Annotated in this window: 19 protein-coding genes; 4 read left to right on the top strand and 15 right to left on the bottom strand. The window is 43.8% G+C overall.

Annotated features, from left to right (window positions below; all coding sequences use genetic code 11):
* Positions 1 to 238 precede the first annotated feature (238 nt).
* The 3 genes from ftsZ to H6F42_RS09785 all read right to left on the bottom strand — a co-directional run bounded on the left by ftsZ (position 239) and on the right by H6F42_RS09785 (position 2,744).
* The gene (gene ftsZ / locus H6F42_RS09795) at positions 239 to 1,522 is read right to left on the bottom strand and encodes a cell division protein FtsZ (protein ID WP_190399169.1); all 1,284 of its coding nucleotides are present in this window, start codon (positions 1,520 to 1,522) and stop codon (positions 239 to 241) included.
* A 139-nt stretch (positions 1,523 to 1,661) separates the two neighbouring features.
* Positions 1,662 to 2,474 (bottom strand): FtsQ-type POTRA domain-containing protein, encoded by an 813-nt coding sequence (locus tag H6F42_RS09790; protein ID WP_190399168.1) that lies wholly within the window; start codon positions 2,472 to 2,474, stop codon positions 1,662 to 1,664.
* A gap of 24 nt (positions 2,475 to 2,498) precedes the next feature.
* A complete protein-coding gene (locus H6F42_RS09785) occupies positions 2,499 to 2,744 on the bottom strand; it encodes a hypothetical protein (RefSeq protein ID WP_190399167.1) in 246 nt (81 codons plus the stop codon).
* Positions 2,745 to 3,160: 416 nt separating this feature from the next.
* Here H6F42_RS09785 and htpG point away from each other — a divergent pair, with 416 nt between their 5' ends.
* Both htpG and H6F42_RS09775 read left to right on the top strand, forming a co-directional pair.
* A complete protein-coding gene (gene htpG, locus H6F42_RS09780) occupies positions 3,161 to 5,056 on the top strand; it encodes a molecular chaperone HtpG (RefSeq protein WP_190399166.1) in 1,896 nt (631 codons plus the stop codon).
* A 171-nt stretch (positions 5,057 to 5,227) separates the two neighbouring features.
* On the top strand, positions 5,228 to 6,862 hold the full coding sequence (locus H6F42_RS09775) for an alpha-D-glucose phosphate-specific phosphoglucomutase (protein ID WP_190399165.1): 1,635 nt from the start codon (positions 5,228 to 5,230) through the stop codon (positions 6,860 to 6,862).
* 65 nt (positions 6,863 to 6,927) lie between these two features.
* On the opposite strand, the gene truB is transcribed toward H6F42_RS09775, so the two are convergent.
* On the bottom strand, positions 6,928 to 7,857 hold the full coding sequence (gene truB / locus H6F42_RS09770) for a tRNA pseudouridine(55) synthase TruB (RefSeq protein WP_190399164.1): 930 nt from the start codon (positions 7,855 to 7,857) through the stop codon (positions 6,928 to 6,930).
* Positions 7,858 to 8,332: 475 nt separating this feature from the next.
* Here truB and H6F42_RS09765 point away from each other — a divergent pair, with 475 nt between their 5' ends.
* Entirely contained in the window at positions 8,333 to 9,106 is a 774-nt protein-coding gene (locus tag H6F42_RS09765) for a metallophosphoesterase family protein (RefSeq protein ID WP_190399163.1), read from the top strand.
* A gap of 31 nt (positions 9,107 to 9,137) precedes the next feature.
* Here H6F42_RS09765 and aguB read toward each other — a convergent pair whose 3' ends face one another.
* Positions 9,138 to 9,992: an N-carbamoylputrescine amidase gene (gene aguB, locus H6F42_RS09760; protein WP_190399162.1), complete on the bottom strand. Its 855-nt coding sequence runs from the start codon at positions 9,990 to 9,992 to the stop codon at positions 9,138 to 9,140.
* A gap of 71 nt (positions 9,993 to 10,063) precedes the next feature.
* On the opposite strand from aguB, the gene yidD reads away from it, so the two are divergent.
* On the top strand, positions 10,064 to 10,294 hold the full coding sequence (yidD, locus tag H6F42_RS09755) for a membrane protein insertion efficiency factor YidD (RefSeq protein WP_206755005.1): 231 nt from the start codon (positions 10,064 to 10,066) through the stop codon (positions 10,292 to 10,294).
* Between the two features lie 76 nt (positions 10,295 to 10,370).
* On the opposite strand, the gene H6F42_RS09750 is transcribed toward yidD, so the two are convergent.
* The 10 genes from H6F42_RS09750 to H6F42_RS09705 all read right to left on the bottom strand — a co-directional run bounded on the left by H6F42_RS09750 (position 10,371) and on the right by H6F42_RS09705 (position 21,070).
* Positions 10,371 to 11,099, bottom strand: a complete 729-nt coding sequence (locus tag H6F42_RS09750) for a response regulator transcription factor (RefSeq protein ID WP_190399253.1) — start codon at positions 11,097 to 11,099, stop codon at positions 10,371 to 10,373.
* A 70-nt stretch (positions 11,100 to 11,169) separates the two neighbouring features.
* A complete protein-coding gene (locus H6F42_RS09745) occupies positions 11,170 to 12,672 on the bottom strand; it encodes an FAD-dependent oxidoreductase (RefSeq protein ID WP_190399161.1) in 1,503 nt (500 codons plus the stop codon).
* A gap of 50 nt (positions 12,673 to 12,722) precedes the next feature.
* A complete protein-coding gene (locus tag H6F42_RS09740; protein WP_190399160.1) occupies positions 12,723 to 13,415 on the bottom strand; it encodes a PHP domain-containing protein in 693 nt (230 codons plus the stop codon).
* A 189-nt stretch (positions 13,416 to 13,604) separates the two neighbouring features.
* On the bottom strand, positions 13,605 to 13,823 hold the full coding sequence (locus H6F42_RS09735; protein ID WP_190399159.1) for a DUF2997 domain-containing protein: 219 nt from the start codon (positions 13,821 to 13,823) through the stop codon (positions 13,605 to 13,607).
* Positions 13,824 to 13,939: 116 nt separating this feature from the next.
* Positions 13,940 to 15,037 carry an S-layer homology domain-containing protein gene (locus tag H6F42_RS09730; protein WP_190399158.1) on the bottom strand — a complete coding sequence of 366 codons (1,098 nt, stop codon included), beginning with the start codon at positions 15,035 to 15,037 and terminating at the stop codon, positions 13,940 to 13,942.
* Positions 15,037 to 15,486, bottom strand: a complete 450-nt coding sequence (locus tag H6F42_RS09725; protein ID WP_190399157.1) for a DUF29 domain-containing protein — start codon at positions 15,484 to 15,486, stop codon at positions 15,037 to 15,039. Before H6F42_RS09725 ends, H6F42_RS09730 begins: the two co-directional genes overlap by 1 nt.
* A gap of 179 nt (positions 15,487 to 15,665) precedes the next feature.
* Positions 15,666 to 17,456, bottom strand: a complete 1,791-nt coding sequence (locus H6F42_RS09720; RefSeq protein ID WP_190399156.1) for a cation:proton antiporter — start codon at positions 17,454 to 17,456, stop codon at positions 15,666 to 15,668.
* 256 nt (positions 17,457 to 17,712) lie between these two features.
* Positions 17,713 to 18,564 (bottom strand): hypothetical protein, encoded by an 852-nt coding sequence (locus tag H6F42_RS09715; RefSeq protein WP_190399155.1) that lies wholly within the window; start codon positions 18,562 to 18,564, stop codon positions 17,713 to 17,715.
* Positions 18,565 to 18,740: 176 nt separating this feature from the next.
* Entirely contained in the window at positions 18,741 to 19,871 is a 1,131-nt protein-coding gene (locus tag H6F42_RS09710) for an esterase-like activity of phytase family protein (RefSeq protein WP_190399154.1), read from the bottom strand.
* A gap of 236 nt (positions 19,872 to 20,107) precedes the next feature.
* Positions 20,108 to 21,070, bottom strand: coding sequence for a protochlorophyllide reductase (locus H6F42_RS09705; RefSeq protein WP_190399153.1), 963 nt, complete (start codon positions 21,068 to 21,070; stop codon positions 20,108 to 20,110).
* Between the last annotated feature and the right edge of the window lie 272 nt (positions 21,071 to 21,342).

Below are 21,342 nucleotides of genomic sequence, written 5' to 3'. Positions count from 1 at the left end.
AGGTAATGACCAGAGCTACTCCTTTCCCAGTGAAGAAATAGACGTTGCGACGCAAAGCGTCGCAACGTCTATTTCTTGGTTTTATCTGTATCTTTCTGCGGTGGGAAGGGAGTATTAGAAAATAAAACCCAAATCAAGAACATTGGCGCGAATTGCTGATGTTCTTGATTGATATCAATTGCCAAAATAGAGTTGGAGCGCCGAGCGCCCCAACTCTATTTTGGCAATTGATACGAAATTATTTGGGTGGACGGCGACGTTGTAAAAAATCAGGGATATCTAATCCTGGTTTGCTAAGCTTAATTTCGGATTGCTGAGTAGGTGTAATAGGATTTGAGGCTTTTGGTGTAGGGGGAGATGATGGGGATGTCTGGATCTTTTTATTGATTTGAGGAGGAATAGCAGGATGGGTCTTTGGGGCAAACCCTGTCGCAATAACTGTGATCCGAATCTCTCCATCCAGTTTGGGATCGATGACCGCGCCAAAAATAATATTGGCATTTTGATCGACCACCTCATAAATAGTTTCAGCAGCAGCATTCACTTCATGGAGGGTCATATCTTCACCGCCAGTTATGTTGAATACTACGCCACTTGCTCCTTCGACTGATGTTTCTAGTAATGGCGAAGAAATAGCGGTCATAGCGGCTTCTCTAGCTCTAGACTTACCAGAGCCAATACCGATACCCATCATTGCTGAGCCAGCATCTGCCATGACGGCGCGAATATCAGCAAAGTCTACGTTAACTAGCCCAGGGATCATGATGATGTCAGATATACCCTGCACACCTTGACGCAAGATGTCATCGGCAACACGGAATGCTTCTTGGACTGGGGTTTGCTCGGAGATGACCGACAGTAACTTGTCATTGGGGATCACGATCAATGTGTCCACTCGACTCTGTAAGCCTGCAATTCCTTCTTCGGCTTGTTGACCTCGACGACGACCTTCAAAGGTAAAGGGACGAGTGACGATACCAACGGTTAAAGCTCCTGCTTCCTTAGCCACTTCGGCAATGATTGGGGCGGCTCCTGTACCTGTTCCCCCTCCCATACCTGCGGTGATAAATACTAAGTCTGCTCCTTCGACGGCTTGGGCGATATCATCACGGGATTCTTCGGCGGCTTTCTGCCCGATCGCAGGATTACCACCAGCTCCCAAACCTCTGGTCAGTTTTTGACCCATTTGGAAACGCTTGGAGGCTGATGATTGTAATAAGGCTTGAGCGTCGGTATTAAACGACCAGAACTCTACACCAACCACATCACTCGCAATCATGCGATTTACAGCGTTGCCGCCACCGCCACCAACACCAATTACTTTAATTTTTGCAACACTGCCCAACATGATATTATCCGCTTTTGCATCAACGCCTAACTGCTGCTTCATCCGATTGTGAGAGTGACTTAGGTGTAGTCTAGAGTTATTTGAAAACTCAGAAAGTTCATCCATTTGCACGTCTACTTCTCCGTTTTCCGAACCATTTGAGTCCAAATCTGACCAGTCGTTTTGAGATGTCATTTACCGAGGTATGTCATAAATAGAATCGTTTTACTGATGCTCTCTAGATCTCGTTAAGCTTAAACTCCATTCGAGGCAGAAGTCCAAGTAAAAGTTTAAACCTACTAGAAAAAAATAATAATAGCCTTAAAACGACAATTTAGGATTTTGTTTCAGAAGATTTATCTTTTGGGGGGGTATTCATTTCTAAAATTGGGGCAGTGGGTTGGCTGATGTCAATGTATTTATAACTTTTCGATTTTAATTTTTCGGGTAATGTTCTGAGTCTGTCAAGTGTTTCTAACTGTGTAGCAAACACGGTTGGCTTGTATGTGCCGAAATATACCAGCCCTAGCTCGGTAGTTAAAATTAAATTTGATTCATCGCGAGCATCTACTTGAGAAATTTTGACTTGACTTTGGCTAACTTGACGATAAAGGGTTGACCATTGCCCGATCGCCCGATTGTTGGGTTCTAGGACGGCAAGGCTGGGTTTAGTGATATTGGCGGGATAAGCCTTTGAGGGCATCCAGATGCCCTCAGCGTCCAGAAAACCTGATTGACCATTGCGTGTAGAGTTGGCGATCGGTAAGCGTTCTTGGACTTGAATTGTCAGCTTGGAAGGAAAAATAGTACGAGAAACAGCAACTTTATATACTGGGGCAGAGGCTTCTAACTGAGTCGCAATTTCTTGGGGCTGGATTTTAAAAATTGATTGAGGATATTGAATAGGTAAAGCTTTTTTAATAGTTTCTTTAGAAAGTAGGTTATTACCCTCAATTTCGATCTGATTAGAGCTACGCAGTTGCCAGTCAGGCAGCATGGCTACCCATAACATGCTGCCCGTTAGTCCTGTAATAAATGTTAGTTGCCAAATACGTTGAAAAATGCGAAGGCGGCGTTGTTTTCGCAGTTGTTTGCGGCGGGCCACATAGTCTGCCTCTCCTGTGGAGATAGGGAATTCAACCGTCATCTTGGATTCTACCTGTTCATAATGCTAGGAGTCAGATGAGGGACTACTAGCAAACTGCCGTTCCAGCATAGCAATGATTTCTTCCCGACGGTTTGAAATTGCCAAAGGGTCATTATATTCGGGGCTTAAAAACATTACCCGATCCCTTGCTTGATAGGGTGTGGTTTGATGCTTGTACATCAAAGATTGAATTGCTTTAACAAAAAATATACCTGCACTAATTACTAAGAGTGCTGATACGGATATGTAGATTATTGCTGCGATCGCCATATCTGTAGTTCTTAAAATCAAAATGGTGATATCACAATAAAGGAGCTAGTAGGGTTTTTCAATAAGAGTTCTCAAATTGTATAGATTTGCTTTGCAAACCTTCACATTACGTCCTTCCTAAGACAAGAATTAGTGGTGCGGGGCAAAGCCCCGCACCACCAATTCTTGTCTTACAGCCTTTTGCGAAATGGAGTAGTCCAGAAAGATTTTTGAAAGTGGCGCAAAGCGCCACTTTCAAAAATCTTTCTGGGTTTTAACAAGAAGAGTCACACTGTGACTCTTCTTGTATGGAGAGGTACGGAGAACGCGACAACCGAGAAAGCTTGGCTTGGGTATTGATTCGGTATAATCAGGTTTAGTTAATACTCCGTAACATTTAGCAACACATTTAGTAATAATTAGGAGCTTTGGGCGATATGCAAGAGCAGGGAACGATCAGCATTCATACCGAGAATATCTTTCCCATTATCAAGAAGGCTTTATATTCAGAACGTGATATCTTCTTGCGGGAATTGGTTTCTAATGCGGTAGATGCCATTAGCAAACTAAAGATGGTTTCCTATGCAGGGGAAACTAATCACTCAGCCGATCCTGAAATTGTGATCACCATTAATAAGGAAAAAAAGACCTTGGCGATCGCCGATACAGGCATTGGGATGACTGCCGAGGAGGTCAAGAAATATATCAACCAAGTGGCGTTTTCTAGCGCCCAAGAGTTTGCTACTAAATATGCCAATAGTGGTGCTGGCGACCAACAAATTATTGGTAACTTTGGTTTAGGTTTTTATTCTTCGTTTATGGTGGCGAGTAATGTCGAAATTGACACTCGTTCCTACAAAGAAGGAGCCGAAGCCGTACATTGGTCTTGCGATGGCTCCACTACCTTTACCCTTGATGATAGCGATCGCACCTCAGTGGGGACAACGATTACCCTCACGTTGCAAGAGGATGCTGAAGAGTATTTAGAAGAAGCATCAATTAAGCGCATGATTCGCAATTATTGCGACTTTATGCCCGTACCTATCAAGCTAAATGATGAGGTCATCAATAAGCAAACTGCGCTTTGGGACAAGTCTCCTAAGTCGGTTACTAATGAAGAATATTTAGAGTTCTATCGTTACCTTTATCCTTACCAAGATGATCCTCTCTTCTGGATTCATCTCAACACCGATTATCCTTTTGTAATCAAGGGCATTCTCTATTTCCCGAAGATGAAGGCGGATATCGACCCCAATCGCGGACAAATCAAGCTATTCTGCAATCACGTTTTTGTGAGCGACAATTGCGATGATGTGATTCCCAAGTTTTTGATGCCTTTGCGTGGGGCGATCGATAGTACCGATATTCCTCTAAACGTATCCCGTAGTTTCTTGCAAGGTGATCCCAAGGTTCGCAAAATCCAAGACTTTATTGCTAAAAAAGTAGGCGATCGCCTCACTTCTCTCTATAGTGACTCCCGCGAAGAATTCTTGAAATGTTGGCAAGATATCAGCATTTTCATGAAGTTCGGCTCGATGAATAGCGATAAGTTCTATCAGCAAGTCAAAGAAATCTTGGTGTATTCCACCACTAGCGAAGATGAAGCAGTCAAGAGCGCAAGTGGCAACTACACCACTCTTCAAGAGTATCTGGAACGCAACAAAGCCGAGCATGAAAATCAAGTATTCTATACTTCCGATCCTATTGCTCAAGGAACCTATGTCGAACTTCATAAAAATCAAGGATTGGAAGTTCTTACCTTCGATGCGTTCATCGATAGCCACTTCATTAATTTCCTAGAACGCGAATTTAAGGATATTAAGTTTGCCCGTGTTGATGCGGAAATTGACGATCGCCTTGTTGATAAGGAATCGAAAACCGAAATTGTCGATCCCAAGACCAATAAAACCAAGAGTGACCATCTCCAAGACATCTTCCGTGCGGCACTAAATAAGCCCAAACTCACAATTCGGACGGAAGCAATTAAGGCTGAAGATGCGGCTTCTGCGCCACCAGCAATTATTCTCTTGCCTGAATTTGCGCGTCGGATGCAGGAAATGACAGCTTTGATGCAACAGGGAACCGTGAGCTTCCCTGAAGATCATGTTTTGCTGGTAAATACGGCTCATCCTTTGATGGAGAAGTTGATTGCGCTAGATGCCAGCCAAATTCTTGTAGATGGTAAATCAGAGTCGGCAGATCTAGCTAATTTGATTTGTACCCATGTCTACGATCTGGCGTTGATGGCGCAAAAGAGCTTTGATGCTGACAGCATGAAGGGCTTCTTGCAACGCTCCAATCAATTGCTAACTAAGTTAACTAGCAAAATCTAAACTAAAAAAGTACTTCTCGCTTTGCGGAAGGTACTTTTTGTGCAGTAAAGGGAAAGAATCGCTAAGCGTTTCTTTCCCTTTACTGCACTGATGTTTTTTTACCAATGCCTCGTAAAATGAGAGAAAGCCTAAAGGTATGGGCTTTTCTGTGTTTAATCAGAATTAAGTTTAATGAGCATAAAAGTCGTTACCACATCCCCATTTTCCGACCAGAAGCCCGGTACTTCTGGACTTAGAAAAAAAGTTACCGTTTTCCAAACGCCTAACTATCTCGAAAATTTCGTTCAATCCATCTTTGACAGCCTTGAAGGATTTGCAGGACAAACCCTCGTTGTGGGCGGTGACGGACGCTATTACAACCGTCATGCGATTCAAACAATCCTCAAAATGGCGGCGGCTAATGGCTTTGGCAAAATTTTGGTTGGACGTGGCGGGATTTTATCGACACCTGCTGCCTCATGTGTAATTCGCAAATACAATGCCTTTGGTGGCATTATTCTCTCCGCAAGTCATAATCCCGCAGGTAAAGATGGCGATTTTGGCATTAAATACAACACAGGCAATGGGGGCCCAGCACCCGAAAAAATTACCGATGCCATCTATGAAATCACTAAGAGCATTAGCGAGTACAAAATCCTCGAAGCTGGTGACCTCGATCTCGATCGCCTTGGCGCAACAAAACTAGGCGATACGGTTGTGGAAGTGATTGATTCTGTGGCGGACTATGCAGAATTAATGAGTTCATTATTTGACTTCGATCGCATTAAATTATTGCTTGCATCCCCAGATTTCCGTTTGTGCTTCGATGGAATGCACGCCGTAACTGGCCCCTATGCTCAAGAAATTCTGGTTAATCGTTTGGGCGCACCCACCAGCGCTTTACAAAATTGCGTTCCCCTCGAAGACTTTGGCGATGGACATCCTGATCCTAACTTGGTCTATGCCCATGATCTCGTAGAAGTACTTTATGGCGAAAATGCGCCTGACTTTGGCGCAGCTTCCGACGGCGATGGCGATCGCAACATGATCCTTGGCAAGAAATTCTTTGTTACCCCTAGCGACAGCCTCGCCATTCTCGCCGCCAATGCCCATCATGTCCCTGCCTATAAAGGCGGACTTGCGGGTATTGCCCGTTCCATGCCCACCAGTCAAGCCCCCGATCGCGTCGCCGCCAGACTCGGCATCGAATGCTACGAAACGCCTACGGGTTGGAAGTTCTTTGGCAATTTACTCGATGCGGGCAAAGCTACACTTTGCGGCGAAGAAAGCTTTGGTACTGGCTCTAATCATGTTCGCGAAAAGGATGGACTCTGGGCGGTGCTGTTCTGGCTCAATGTGTTGGCAGCGCGTCAGCAATCCGTTGAGGCGATCGTTAAGGAACATTGGCAACTCTACGGACGTAATTTCTATTCTCGACATGATTACGAGGGTGTAGATAGCGATCGCGCCAATACCCTTGTCGATAATCTCCGCAAAAAAGGTGTAGACCTCGCGGGGCAAAAATTTGGCAATTACCAAGTCGATTTCTGTGATGACTTTAGCTACACCGATCCTGTGGATGGCAGTGTGAGCAGCAAACAAGGACTCAGAATTGGCTTCACCGATGGCTCACGGATTGTTTTCCGTCTATCGGGTACTGGCACTCAAGGCGCAACTCTCCGCCTTTATGTCGAGAGCTATGAGCCAAATATCGCTAAGCATAACCTCGATACCCAAGAAGCCCTGAAAGAGTTAATCGAGATTGCCGATCAGATCGCCCAAATCAAAGTGTTAACTGGTCGCGCAGAACCCACTGTTATTACATAACCAAAGTGGTGCTTTGCGCCTCTAAATTAAAAAATGAGTCGTCCACTATGTGGGCGACTCATTTTTTAATTCACAGGTGTTAAAACTACTACGGGCTGAATACTGGTTTCATGAGCTTCGCTAACTCCTAAAAAATTCTGTTCATAGTCATAAACTCTCACATAAGTTGGCGAACTCTCTCCACCAGATAAATTATTACTTGCCAAATCTTCGGCAAAATCCGTAAAGGCGATCGCCTGCCCCATACACCAACGCTTAGTTAGCTCTACATTTAGCGATAAAGCGGGTAAAAGATGTAACCCATGATCGGGCGCTAAAACATCTAAGCTGCTAGCCTGCAAGCGATCGCCAACTTGCTCAAAGGTCAAACTTGATTCTAAGGAAAATCCATTGCTATAGGTGCGCCTTAAATAGGATAACGTCGCCCCACATCCCAATTTTTCGCCTAAGTCCCTCGCGATCGCCCGAATATATGTCCCCGAACCACAGGCGATCGCGACATCAAGTTCCGCATAATCTCCCGCAGTCCAGTCTAAAACGCGAATTTCCTTCACTTCTACTGCACGAGTGGGAATATCCGCCTCAGTAACCTCCCCTCTTCGCGCTAAATCATAAAGCCGTTTACCATTTACTTGAATCGCGCTAAAAGCTGGCGGACGTTGGGTGATTTTGCCTTGAAATAATGGTAAAACCTGCTCAACCATAGCCAAAGTCAATTCTGGGCAAGGGCGATCATTCAGCACTGCTCCCGTAATGTCATCAGTATTAGTCACAATCCCAAAGCGAATTTTTGCGTCATATGCCTTACCTTCAGGCAAAAAACGTAAGAGTCTGGTCGCATTTCCTACCGCGATCGGTAACACCCCTGTAGCCATCGGATCGAGTGTCCCACCATGCCCGATTTTCTTTTGCTTTAAAAGTTTGCGTAATCGACTCACACAGTCATGAGCCGTGATTTCTGGCGGTTTATCAATGCTAATAAATCCATTAAACATAAAAATATTCTGAAGTATATTAAAACAGAAAACATTCTTTATCCCTGCCTAAGTAGCTAATCCCAACCCTGTAGCCCACGCTGCGCGTGGGCTACAGGGTTTAGGGTTTTCTATTTAATTGTGCGCTGAGCTACTAAGATATTTTGTCAAAAAGCATTTCTTCGTCCTGATTCTAATTCTCGAATTAGCTTCATAATAAGAATTGACAGCTTCTCCAACGCATTCTTTGAAAAAATATCTAGGGTTGCTATAGTAGATAGGAACAAAACAAAAAGCCTAGATTATAGAATTGAAGGAAACAAATTTAGGGAAAAATCTGTCCTAAAATAGAAGCAGTAAATTCAGAATAAATTCCTTCAAAAATTGTATCAGCCTTGCAAATCCTACTTGACTGCTACGCTTTATTGATAACTATCGCTAGATTTATGCGCTTTATGTTTTTACCTTCATCATTTCTGATATGGGGTGAAATAAGTTGACTCGATATGTGTTTGGCGATATTCATGGTCAATTTGACGGCTTAATGAAGCTAGTAGAGTTTATTAAGTGCAGTCCAAACGACAAATTATTTTTTCTCGGTGACTTAATAGATCGCGGTAACCGCAGCGCTGACGTTGTGAAATGGGTCATCGAAAATGGTCATACCTGTCTGCGAGGCAATCACGAGCAAATGTGTCTCGAAGCCTATAGCAGCACGGAAGGATCATTAGTTTGGAAAGGATGGTTGCTCAATGGTGGCTGTAATACCATTGAAAGCTATGGAAAAGATGGTATGCCCAATGACCATCTAGAATGGATGCAACAACTTCCACTATATGTGGACTTAGGTGACGCTTGGCTAGTTCATGCTGGGCTTAATCCTAATATTCCCCTTGAATTGCAAGGTTCTGCGGAATTCTGTTGGATTCGTGAAGAATTTCACAGCACTACAGAACCATTTTTTGACAACAAAATTATTATCACTGGTCATACGATTACCTTCGTATTTCCGGGGGTAAAGCCGGGAAATTTAGTGCTTGGTAAAGGCTGGTTAGATATTGATACTGGCGCTTATCATCCTAAAAGTGGATGGATGACTGCGCTAGATCTGGATTCGGCAACAGTCTATCAATGTAATACCTTTACAAATGAGTTGCGAGTAAATCCGCTGTCGGAAATTACTACGGTCATTGAGCCGATGCCTACGCGATCACAAAGGCAAGAAGCCATTAAGGCAACTACACCTAAGCGCCGATGGTCTTGGGTTTAATAAAAAAGCGACGCAAAGCGTCGCTTTTTTATTAGGGTTGCAATAATGCTTGGTACAGATCGGGGCGGCGATCGCGGAAAAATCCGAAGGAAGCGCGATTAAGTGTGATGGTTTCTAGATCGAACTCTGCGGAAATTACGCCTTCTTCCTGATCATTTAGCTCAGCAACCTTATCGCCACGATGGTTAGCAATAAAGGAATGTCCGTAAAAAGTTTGACTGCCCTCTAAGCCAATGCGATTAGCGGCTACCACAGGAATTACATTGCTGACTGCATGACCAATCATGGCGCGTTGCCAAGGATCTTTCGTATTTAAATTGGGTTCCTCTGGTTCCGAGCCGATCGCCGTGGGATATAGCAAAATCTCGGCTCCCATCAGCACCATCGCTCTAGCGCATTCAGGAAACCATTGATCCCAACAAATGCCGACACCGATTTTGCCAAAACTCGTATCCCATACCTTAAAGCCCGTATCCCCCGCCCGAAAATAAAACTTTTCCTCGTAACCTGGTCCATCGGGAATATGACTTTTGCGATAAACACCAAGCAATGCGCCATCAGCATTAATCATTGCCAAACTGTTGTAATAAACCTGTCCCGATCGCTCAAAAAACGAAACAGGAATTACTACCCGTAGTTCTTGGGCTAATTTTTGAAAATGGGCAATTGTGGGATGATTTTCGACTGGATGCGCCCAAGCAAAAAAGAGATCGCGTTCCTCTCGACAAAAATAGGGACTTTCAAATAATTCAGGTGGCAAGATTACTTGCGCTCCTTGATAGGCGGCTTTAGCAACTAAGTCCGAGATTTTAGCGACATTAGTTGCCACATCAGCATTCAAAGATGCTTGAATAGCGGCGATCGTGACAGTTTTAGAAGATGACATCAGTGGATAAAATGAAGAGTGAAGATGTGGCTAGCGCTTTCTCAATAGCCTACCGCAGTCACAGAAAAACTATGAAAAAACTTGTCATCCTGTTAATTCAGTTTTACCGCTTGTGTATTTCGCCCCTAACGCCGCCTAGTTGTCGATTTCAACCCACCTGTTCGCAATATGCATTAACGGCGATCGAGCGTTTCGGACTGTTGACGGGTGGATCTTTGGCGGTTAAACGTATTTGCTCTTGCCATCCTTGGCATATGGGTGGCTATGATCCTGTCCCAGAAAATTTACCCTCCAAAGAATAAAATTGGCGGCGCTTTACGCTCAAACCCAAGAACTAGCGCCGCACCGCTAGTTCTTGGGTATTTTTAGGAGTAAGTTTTAACCTAGGCGATAGCCAAATCCTCTCACAGTAACAATGTGTTTAGGATCGCTGGGATCAACTTCAATTTTTTCCCTGAGCCAGCGAATATGCACATCTACAGTTTTGCTATCACCAACAAAGTCTAATCCCCAGACTTTCTCTAACAACTGCTCCCGCGACCAGACACGACGGGGATGACTCATAAATAAATCTAGGAGACGAAACTCTTTAGGTGAAAGATTAATTTCAGCTTCGTTAATCGTTACCCGACATTCATCGGGATACATGGTGATATCACCAAATTTATAAACAGGGGCATTTGATGCCAAAAAATCACGACGGCTGCGACGCAATAAGGCACGACAACGCGCGACTAGTTCCCGCATTCCAAAGGGTTTGCTGAGATAATCATCGGCTCCCACCTCTAAGCCCACAATGCGATCAGACTCATTACCCCTAGCGCTAATCATCAAAACAGGAACGTTATTTCCTTCATGGCGAAGAATTCGACAAAAATCTAAGCCATTGATCGAAGGCAACATTACATCCAAAATAACCAAATCTAAACTTGATGCATTTTTAGCGACTTGCAAGGCATTGTAGCCATCTTCAGCCAGCAAAACACTATATCCTTCCTCACGTAAAGCCAAGGCGATCGCCTCTTGAATAATTGCTTCGTCTTCCACTACCAAGACACAACCGATAGTGGTTTTGGAAGAAGAGGGCGCTTGTTCTGTTAAAAGCATAAAATTTTTGATCGGATGTTTGATCGTGGCTGGTCTAACCGTATCTAATTTTACATTGATTACCATCAATTTATGGCAAGAAGAAATTAGGAATTAAGGATTTGACTATATTTCTTAGACTTTGATTAAGCGATCGCGCAACTTGAATATGTGGCTCATCAGCTTCTATGGGCAGAATTTGGGTCATATTGCCTTGATTAAATTGCTGAATCACTAAATTTGCGGATTCTAACCCCGTTACATAGGCTTTTTCCTGTGACCATGAGCCATGACTGGTAATGATCCAATCGCCACTCATATACAAATTCGGAAAACTGGTAATTGGGCGCAGCAGATGTTGGTAGCTTCCGGGTGCAAAATGACTAACGGCACGAGGTAAACGAATCACACTGCTATCGACCACATTTGCTGAACTAAATTCAGGTAAACAGGAAGCAAGATATTTCTGGACGATCGCCACAATTTCTTGATTATCGAGGGGCAAGAACTGGTTAGCGTGATAGAAATCTACTTCAATCACTGAGCCTGTTTCGTCCGCATATTCGTCATGGAGAGCGTTAAGATCAAAAAATGTCCAGCCCGTAGTTGCATCAAAGCCAAAGCAAGCATTAGAGGGACGCGGTACTTTAACTTTGCGATCGAACCATAGACGCACCGCTAAAACATCGATCGCCCCCAAGTTCATCAAGTTACGAAATTCGCGACGCTTTTGCAAGGCAGGGCTACTAGAGACAATCTTTTGCATTCCTGAAATCCCGACGGAAAAAATCACCGCATCAGCATCAAAGATTTCTTCACCACAAATTACGCCTGTAACCTTGCCCGACGGATCAACACGGACATCACTCACCCGTCGATTGGTGAGGATTTTGCCGCCTAAACTAGTAATGCGATCGCACCAAGGTTTAAAGATTTTTTCGCCCACCGTGCCGCGACACCAGACCACATCAAAATCCGCTTGGTGCGCCAAAATGAAATAATAGAGCATTCCTAAAGCTGCTGCTGCTGAGCATTGCTCACCTGACGCAAATAGTCCGACCAATAACATTGGCTCGAAGGATTCACGGTATAACCTTTCGGAAACTCCATACTGGCGGAATAGCTCACGCGCCGTAATTTGGTCGTAGCGTTTCCATGCTTCGTCGGAGTTATCAAAGTCTACTAAGGCATACATTAAGGGCAATGCCGAAAGGCGATCGCTTAAGGGCAGACGCTTAAATTGGGTATAGGCAAAAGTCCCAAGGGGTGAAGGCAATCGCGGCAATTCTTGAAAAATGGGCGACTCCACCTCTAACCCTGCGGGAGAATATTGCGCCGATCGCGTCCAATCGGTGAAGGGATCAAGCTCAAGCTCTTTGACTAAAGAAAAGATATTGCGATAGGGATACCAAAAGCCATGAATCCCTGCTTCGACTGATCGCCCCCCCTCTGTTTTCCAACCTGCTACTAGTCCCCCTGCCTGCGCTCCTGCTTCCAACAGGGTTACGTCATAACCCTGTTTGGTGAGTTGATAGGTTGCTCCTAAACCCGCCCAACCCGCACCCACAACAATTACTTTTGGTTTGTCTGTCATAAATTTAAATTCAAGAGGTGAGTGGCGGCGCGAAGCGCCATCACTCACTGTTACAGTCTTTTACTAATTTTAAAGCCGTGAGAATCAGTCCCACAGGTATGCATTAAGCCATACATATCCGCCAGATTGCGAATTTCCTCTGTTTGCTTGGGACTGGGTTTCCAAGGATCGCTATTGTCATAGCCATAGTAGGTTTCCACCCCATCAATGCCAAGGGCGGCGGCGGCAGGGATCAATTCTTCAGGCGATCGGCGATAACGAGCAGGGTGGGCAAGCACGGCTAAGCCACCCGCTAAATGCATCGCCTTAATTACACTAATTGCTTGATAGTCTAGCCCTGCGGTGGTTTTGCCCTGCAAATAGGGAAGCATTGCCTCATGGTCGGGATCAAATCCATAGCCCAGAATATGCACTTCTGTAAAAATAAGACTGGCATTTACTTCAATACCAGACCAGAGCGTGGGCAAATTCTCCGAAGTATGATTGGCGAAGCGTTCTAAATAATTTTTAGCAATAAAATATCCCGCGATCGCATGGTGATCGGTAATCGCCAGATCAGATAAACGCAGGGCGATCGCCTGTTGAATTAAATCTTCAGGCTGCATTTTTCCATCGGAATGCACCGTATGCAGGTGAAAATTTAACCTATGCGGACAGCTCATGGCATCAATATCTGCGAAAATTTTTCGCAGCTTAGAGGTTGCGCTCGACTCTGATACTAATAGCGGAGTTTGAGTTACCATGACACATCTCTTACATAAGGCAACCGTTAACAATTCTTAATTTCTTAACCATAATTTTACCCAAATAGGGTAAGCATTTTAACTTTTGTTGAGATAGATTCGCAAATATTGCAAATTTGTATGCAAAAAAGAGCGCTCAAGGAAGCACAAAATCGCTATAAGCCCCAAAGTATCTATCTCTGTTTAGAATTACTGTTCGGACTGAGCTTGCGCGATCGCATAGTGATCTATATTTTGCTCAGTTGTCTCGTAATAATTAGGTAATAATTCGCGAGTTTCAACTTTTCCTAAATTTGACTCAATTTGAGCAGTGATTGCTACGCATTCGCTGCCCGTTATATCAATCGCTCGTTCAACGATTTTGCCATCTTTCCCGATTAAGTACTCGATACGTTGATACTGCGACATAATCTATAGATTTTTTCTCAATAATAACAATTACTAATATTCTAGCGTCTCTATATCCCAAATTGCATTACTTCTCTCGAATCAAAATTTAAAACCCACCCCACAAGGGAAGGTAGTTAATTATCTTGCTCTAAAACTTTGCTTGCGGATATGCCATCCACCGCAGTGCCAAAGTACCAAAGGGACGCGGCGGCTTCGGCACGGGTAACGGGCTTTTGGGGTTGTAGTAAGGTAGTAAATCCAAAACTACGCCGAATATTGGCAAGATCTCGTAATTGGGCATCGGCAAAAATTGCGCCTAAGGCATTTTCGCTAATGCGATCGCTATCTTTAAAGCCCCAAGTTTGACTAATGCTTTCCCACGTTGCACTCGGTAAAGGCTGGCGCACATCGAGGGGAATTTTCCATTGCACTAGCTCTTCGCGTAGTAAGGGATCGTTAGGACGGAAGCGATCGCCCGTACCCCCAATTAACCCCGCGTTGGCTAAGCCTTGGATAATCGCAAAGTCTGGGTGATTATTGGGAATATCGGGAAAGCTTGCTGTATCGCTTGGTTGAGCAAGCCGAATCTGGCGACTGGGTTGATTTTTATAAAAACGATTATTGGTTTGCAATAACCATCGGGCATATTCTCGTCTTGCCACTAAAGTATTGGGCTGAAATAGCTGACCTGTTTTTGCGGAGATTGTCCCTAATTTATTCAGCTCTTTAATCCAAGGACGGAGCGACGCAGGGACTTGTTCGATATCACTAAATTCCGCCGTAGGGATTGGAGCATTGGCAAAATTGATCGAGAAAAACGTTTTCAGCAAATTGGAATTTTCGGAAATGGTTGATTTTGGGAAAGCTTGCAGGGCGATCGCTACCATCTGATTAGAGAGGCGATCGCTTTTAAAGGTTTGGAAATTGAGGCGATCGCTGGATTTGGGCGTAAAGCTAGGCGAACTTGTGGGAGCAGGTGTTAAGGTGACTGCTTCAGGCGTTGCTGTGGGATTTATAGTTGGATTTACTGTGGGATTTGTGGTGGGTTTTACGGTTTGGGCTACCGAAGGAGATGGTTTGGGGATAGTTTCAGCCGTTGGGCTAGGGGATGCTTCGTCATTGGGAGTTGCTGGGGCGATCGCCCCTTCTAGCGAACTTCCTAGATTAGATCCTTGACAAGCATTTAGGGACAAGGCAAGAAGTCCTAAAATTAATCGAAATGTGAACTTCATTAAAACTCCACATCAATATCATCAGGATAGTTGCAGTCCAGCAATTGCTCAAGGCTATAGGGACAGACATCTGGCAATAAACTTTTCTTAATTGGGGTCTCACTCAAAATTAAAGCCAATCCTAAGCGGAACGCCTTTAACAGGGCTTTATCTAAATAAGACTTTAAACTCGGATTGTCTGCCAACAAATCGTTAATTTCTTCTCTTTGTAACTGAATTGTCACTTGCCAACTGCGCGATCGCTTTTGGGGTTGGTATTGCCATTTTAAGAGATGTCCGATCAGCACACCCAGTCGATTAGATAGTTCTTGTTGCTTATGCTTCCCCAAAAACTCAATTTCCTCAATTAAGTTAGCCAAATCTAATCCATCTAACTTACCCAACGCTAAAAGTTTGGACTGCTGCATCGTCCAACCATAAAAATCTGTTTCATATAAACTTGTTTCCATAAGTAGCTGGGCGCAATTAAATATAGAACCCCAAAACATGTGGCGCAGCGTGCGCCACATGTTTTGATTTTGCATTATGTCTAAATAGCTTTCTTTGCAATCATAGATCAGTTCTGCTTGTCCCACAAAAGGTCGAGGATTAGACAGCGCTCCGTGCTGTCTATGCAGAGTAGATATGATTAGGAAGCCTTATCGATCTCCGCTAGATTTGGGCTAGGCGTTAGCAAAAGAGGCGTGGGCAGGACGCAGGCAATTTCAGGACGGAAATTTGCATAACGACTGCGGCGGATGCCAATGAGTTCGGCTTGAATATCCGTAGTACTTTCGCCCAAACAAATTAGTAAATGAGTAGTTAGCTCTAAACTTGCCTCAAAGGTCGGATGCACAACTTCCTTCGCGCCAAATTGATACAGCGTATCGATATCAGCGTCTTTATCGGCTCTAGCCACTATGTCTATTTCTGGCGAAAGACTAATCGCTCTTTGCACCGCTAGTCTGGTGGCGATCGGATCAGAAATGGCAATTAGCATCGATCGCGCATGGTCGATTTCGGCTTTTTCGAGTACCAAGGGACTCGCACAATTTCCATATAAGTAGGGAATATTTTGCGATCGCAGCATCTGCACCTTAGATTCGGCATCTTCAATTACTAAAACTGGATACCCCTTAGACTGCAACAAAGCAACAATACCTTGTCCAATTCTTCCGTAGCCGCACACTACCACATGATCCTTCAGTTCAGCATTTGACGAAAGCTCTTGCGGCATATCCAGTTTATTCATCCAATCCTTAAGGAGTGGGACTTTTTCGAGTAATAGCAAAATTTGGGGAGTTGCCTTGAGTAAAAACGGTGTGACCATCAAAGTTACGGCTGTTGTTCCTAAAATCAACAGATAAACTCGACGCGAAACCAAACCTAATTTTTGCCCTTCGCTAGCCAATACAAAGGAAAATTCTCCAATCTGGGCTAGCCCCAAACCTGCAAAAATTGCCACCCGTAGGGGATAGCGGAAAAAGCTCACCAATGGCACAACGATCAAGAATTTACCCAACATCACGATCGCCACAAGACTCAGGATCAATTCCCAGTTTTGAATTAAAAACAGGGGATCAATCAGCATCCCAATCGCTGCAAAAAACAATGTGGCAAACACATCCCGTAGGGGTTCGACATAGGTGAGGGCTTGATCGGCGTATTCCACCTCCGAAATCATCAAACCTGCCACGAATGCGCCCATTTCAATGGAGAGTCCTAAATGCTCAGTCAATAGAGCAATTCCCAGACAGAGGACAATCACACTCAGCAAAAATAATTCGCGACTTTCGGTACTCGCCACCCATCGCAAAAACGGGGGTATTAGCCATATCCCTGCGGCGATCGCCGCCCCAGCAAATAAAGCCGTAACCAGTAACGCCTGAGCCACCGCCGTCCCTACGGATTCAGGATGATCGAGGGCAGGCAAGACCGCCAGCATTAAGCCTAAAGCCAAATCTTGAATAATCAAGATCCCCAAGGTTACCTGTCCCTGTGCTGACTCGGTTTCATTGGTTTCCATCAGGCTTCGCAGTACTACCGCCGTTGAGGAGAGCGATAAGATACCACCAAGGAAAATGCCCTGTGTTGGCGTATCCACCCATCCCACAAACACGGAGACCGCTGCGGTGAAGGCGATCGTCAACAGGATTTGTAATGTGCCTCCTCCGAGAGCGATCGCTCTCACCTTATTTAATTGTTTTAGCGAGAATTCCACACCAAGGGCAAACAACAAAAAGGCAACCCCAAACTGGGCTAGGGTTTCCACTTGAATCAGTTCTTTGATCAGTCCTAAGCCCGTAGGGCCAACCACAATGCCACCAAAGATGTAGCCCAATAAAACTGGTAATCGCAGCGCCGCCGCCAGTAAGCCACCAAACGAAGCAGCCGCAAGAACAGTTACTAAATCAACAATTAATCGAAAATCTTCTTGCACAGAAATCAACTTAAGAACGTTGCCTTCTATACTTTAGCGCGTAAGGCAAGACAACGTGAGCATAGGTTAATTAGGCGATCGCGTAAATCTTTGATATGGCTGTATAGCCACTCTCTAAGTAGCTAGACATAATTAATTGCAAACCAAAAACTGTAAAGTTGCGCCCCGTGGAGGCGCAACTTTACAGTTTTTGGTAATTTATAAGACGAAACACATTCTTAAGGGGCTTTCGCAAGTTTTTCCTAAGCTTTACTAATTAAGTCTTAACGACAGTTTGGGGCGCAATTGAGGTTGCTTTACTAGAATGACTCCCAAAGATGGCGTGAATACTGCGTAATGACAGGATGATTACACCGCAAATCACTAAATACTGCACAAACTGGATCGCAAAACTTGGAGTCTGGGAAATCATTTTCCAAGAGAAATTGCCGCCCAATTTATTGTCGGACTGGAAATTGTTGAGTTCTTCATTCGCTGTAGGCGGAATGTCAGATAGAAGGAGAAAACCAGAATCCTGAGAAGAGTTATCGGTTTCCCAAGTATTAGTTAAATTGGGATTGGGAAGTTCTAAGGGCTTAGGAGTATTAGCTTCACCAAACATTTCGTCTAAATCTGGAGACTCAGCTGCGGGCTGATCGCTAGGGAAGCGATCGCGAGGATTACGCTCTTGGTCACGCATAGGTGGTGGCGGAAATACTGGTAGAGGTGGTATTTTAGGTCTTTGTAGAGGCTCGGTGATTCCGCCATTTTGACTAACTTCATCGTTAGTTTGCACATTTTGAGCAGCCTGATCTACTAAATAAACCTCATCTGTCCATGCAGGTTCGACAAATCCTGTTTGTTGCCAAGAAATTCTGAGGCTGGAAATTGTTTGCACTTCAAGGGTGATAAACCATTTTTTGATCATGCCCACTAGTACCTGCCGCTTCGGAATGCGGACTTCATCATCTAGTGATCGTAGATCAGACTCAATTAATATCTCAAGGCGATCGCCTTCGCGCTCAACATTGGCTAACATCCCCTGAGATTTGAGCAATCGATTCATTAACGAAGCGATCGCGTTTACGTTGCCTTGTTTTGCCTGTTCAACTAATGGATTTTGTGACATGGTAGCAACCTCAGATGCTTACCCTAAAGTTATGTAGCGATCTCAATTGATCTAAGCAAAATGTATCAGATCTTTGTAAATTTGAAACTATAAATCCCAAGAATCTTGGGAAACCATAAACCTGAAGGATAAGTTGCGGCGCGAAGCGCTGCAACTTATCCTTGGGTCTTGCATTGCTATAGCTCTTTTTTCGATTTTTTATTTTTTTCAAGAATTTTTTTGCCTAAATAAAGACTACCCAAAGCCAAGAAGCCCAAACTTGGCTCAAAGTCAAAGGGAACTACCGCATAGGCTGCAAAATTTGTAACTGCGTTTTCGTCAAGATTGTTATCACTCACAAAAAAGATGGTCGGTCTACCATCCGCTAAGGTTTCACCAAAAGTTAGTCCTTCATAGTTGATACTTGGACTTAAGGGAATATCAAAAGTGATAGAAGTTTTTTGGACTTTGGTAATTCCTGATGTCCCTGAGGCAGTTAAACCTGTATTGGCACTAATATCCGTAGCACCTGCAATAGATAACTCAAAAACGCCAATACCTGTAATAGAGCCAGAAATGTCAGCCTTACGTTCTAAAGCGATCAGTATATTGTTATCAATCGCCAACAAGTCCGCCAAGCCAAAACCCATTTCAGTTTCATAGAGATATTCCTCTCCTGCCGTAAAAATTCCACTCACCAAATTAAACCTTAAAATCCTAATTAAATCTTTTGAGGTTTGAAGAGTTGCCAAGGCTTGATCTTCTTTAAGTGGAGCTTCAACCGCCGAGAACAAACGACTTTGATCTGGAGAAATAGTCAAGCTCTCAAAAGCTAAATTATTTCTAAGTCCTGTTGTGGTAGTGCTAGTGGTATAGCGACTTGCTAAAGTTAAATCATTACCTGCTGCTGTATCTTGATTGCCTGTAGCGATATTAAATCGCCGAATAAAAAGATTAGCAGGCGAAGTAAGTACGGAATTATCAAAAGCAAAGGGATTTAGAGGCGTATAGTTACCTTCTGTGGAGACAAAGATATTGCTACCAGATAAGGCAATCCCCTCCGCATCTATTTTGTTAGATAGAGCAGTTCCCCCCGAATCTTTTAAGGTAGTATTAGTACCTACTTTAGTAACGCTATTAAATGTATTACCAGTGACATCAATCTTAATGGTGTAAAACTTAGCGGCAGATTCATTAGAGATTCCATAATATGTATCGCCAGAACCAGAATAGGTCAAACCAGAGACTTGAGAAAAACCTACAGGAGTTTTAGTACCAAGAGATTGAAATGATAAGGAATAAGATGGCAGACTAGCTATGGTACTCACTAGAAAGCTACTAGATAGAGCTAATCCGTACTTAAAGACACTATAGAATGGTCGTCTCTGAGATTGACATCTAATCATAGTCCTTACCATCCGCCACTTTATTATTGTTTCATTTTTACCATATTTCCATAACTTTCCAAACCCAAAATAAAAGTGGCAGTGCGAAGCACTGCCACTTTTATTTTGGGTATCATGTCATGCCAAAAAGAGTTGTAGTTGGCACGGCTATTTTGGTTTTAGACTAATAGAACTAGCTTCGCACTTAAATCCCACATTCTTTCGGCTCTTGCATCATCACGAGCCTGAGGAGAGACGGTCTGCACAAAGGATTTTCCATCTTGTTTTTGGCGATTGCCCCAGCTCCAGTAAGCTCCAGATTGACGATATTCAGGATCGGCAACTACAGCGGCGACTCGCTGTCCTGAGAGTTCTTGAGTTACATATCCCTTAGTAATATTCTTTTGGAACAAGGGAAATAACTTCTGGAAGAGAGGATAGTGATTGCGGAAGAGAGGAGTGTCAGCGACACAACCGGGGTAGAGAGAAGTGAAGGTAATTCCAGTGGAATCATGAAAACGGCGGTGCAATTCTCTCATAGTTAAGATATTGCAAACTTTACTTTCTTTATAGGCGCGAACGGGTTCAAATTTCTTTCCATTTGCCATTGAGATTGGTGGCTTAAAGCCTTTCTCAAAACCTTCGAGATTACCCAGATCAGGCTGAGGGGGAATCTTCCCACCAAGCTCATCGGGGTTGTGGGTAACAGTTCCCAAAATCACCATGCGACGATCGCCATAGGTGGATTTTTTCATATCCTCTAGTAACAAGTTACAGAGCAAGAAATGGCTCAGGTGATTGGTAGTCATGGTTAGCTCAAAACCTTCGGGCGATCGCAGGGGTTCTTTGATCAAGGGCAGATAGACCGCAGCATTGCATAGTAGGGCATCTAAGGATCTGCCAGTAGCTCGAAATTTGGCGACAAAATCACGCACATTCACCAAAGAGCCAAGATCGACTTGGATGATTTCATATCTATCCTTAGGAATGCCTACAGATTCTGCGGCTTTGTGGGTTTTATCGATATTGCGACAAGCCATGACAATAAACCAGCCTTTATCGGCAAGAGCCTTAGCTGACCATAATCCTACGCCTGAAGAAGCGCCTGTAATAATGACTGTAGGTAACTGAGGGTATGACATTTTTAAGAATAAATTTATAAACTTTGTTTAAAATTTTACAGCGATTTGGACTAAGGTGAAACTCAAGATTTTTTTCCAAAACTGTTATTTTCTAAAGCTTTCCAACTAAATAATCAAAGTTTTTGACAAGTCAATAATTTGGACAGCCCTAAAACCCATAGCGCACGATGGGCATGGACTATAAGTTTTAGGGCTGATTTTTTATTATGCTCCGTTACTTATATCAATTAACAAAAGTGACATTACACTTTTGTTAATTAAAACTAAACTCA

Source organism: Pseudanabaena sp. FACHB-1998, from assembly GCF_014696355.1.
In the GTDB taxonomy this organism is placed as follows: domain Bacteria; phylum Cyanobacteriota; class Cyanobacteriia; order Pseudanabaenales; family Pseudanabaenaceae; genus Pseudanabaena.
The sequence above is the reverse complement of the archived record's forward strand: the minus strand, read 5'-3'. Positions and strand labels throughout refer to the sequence as shown.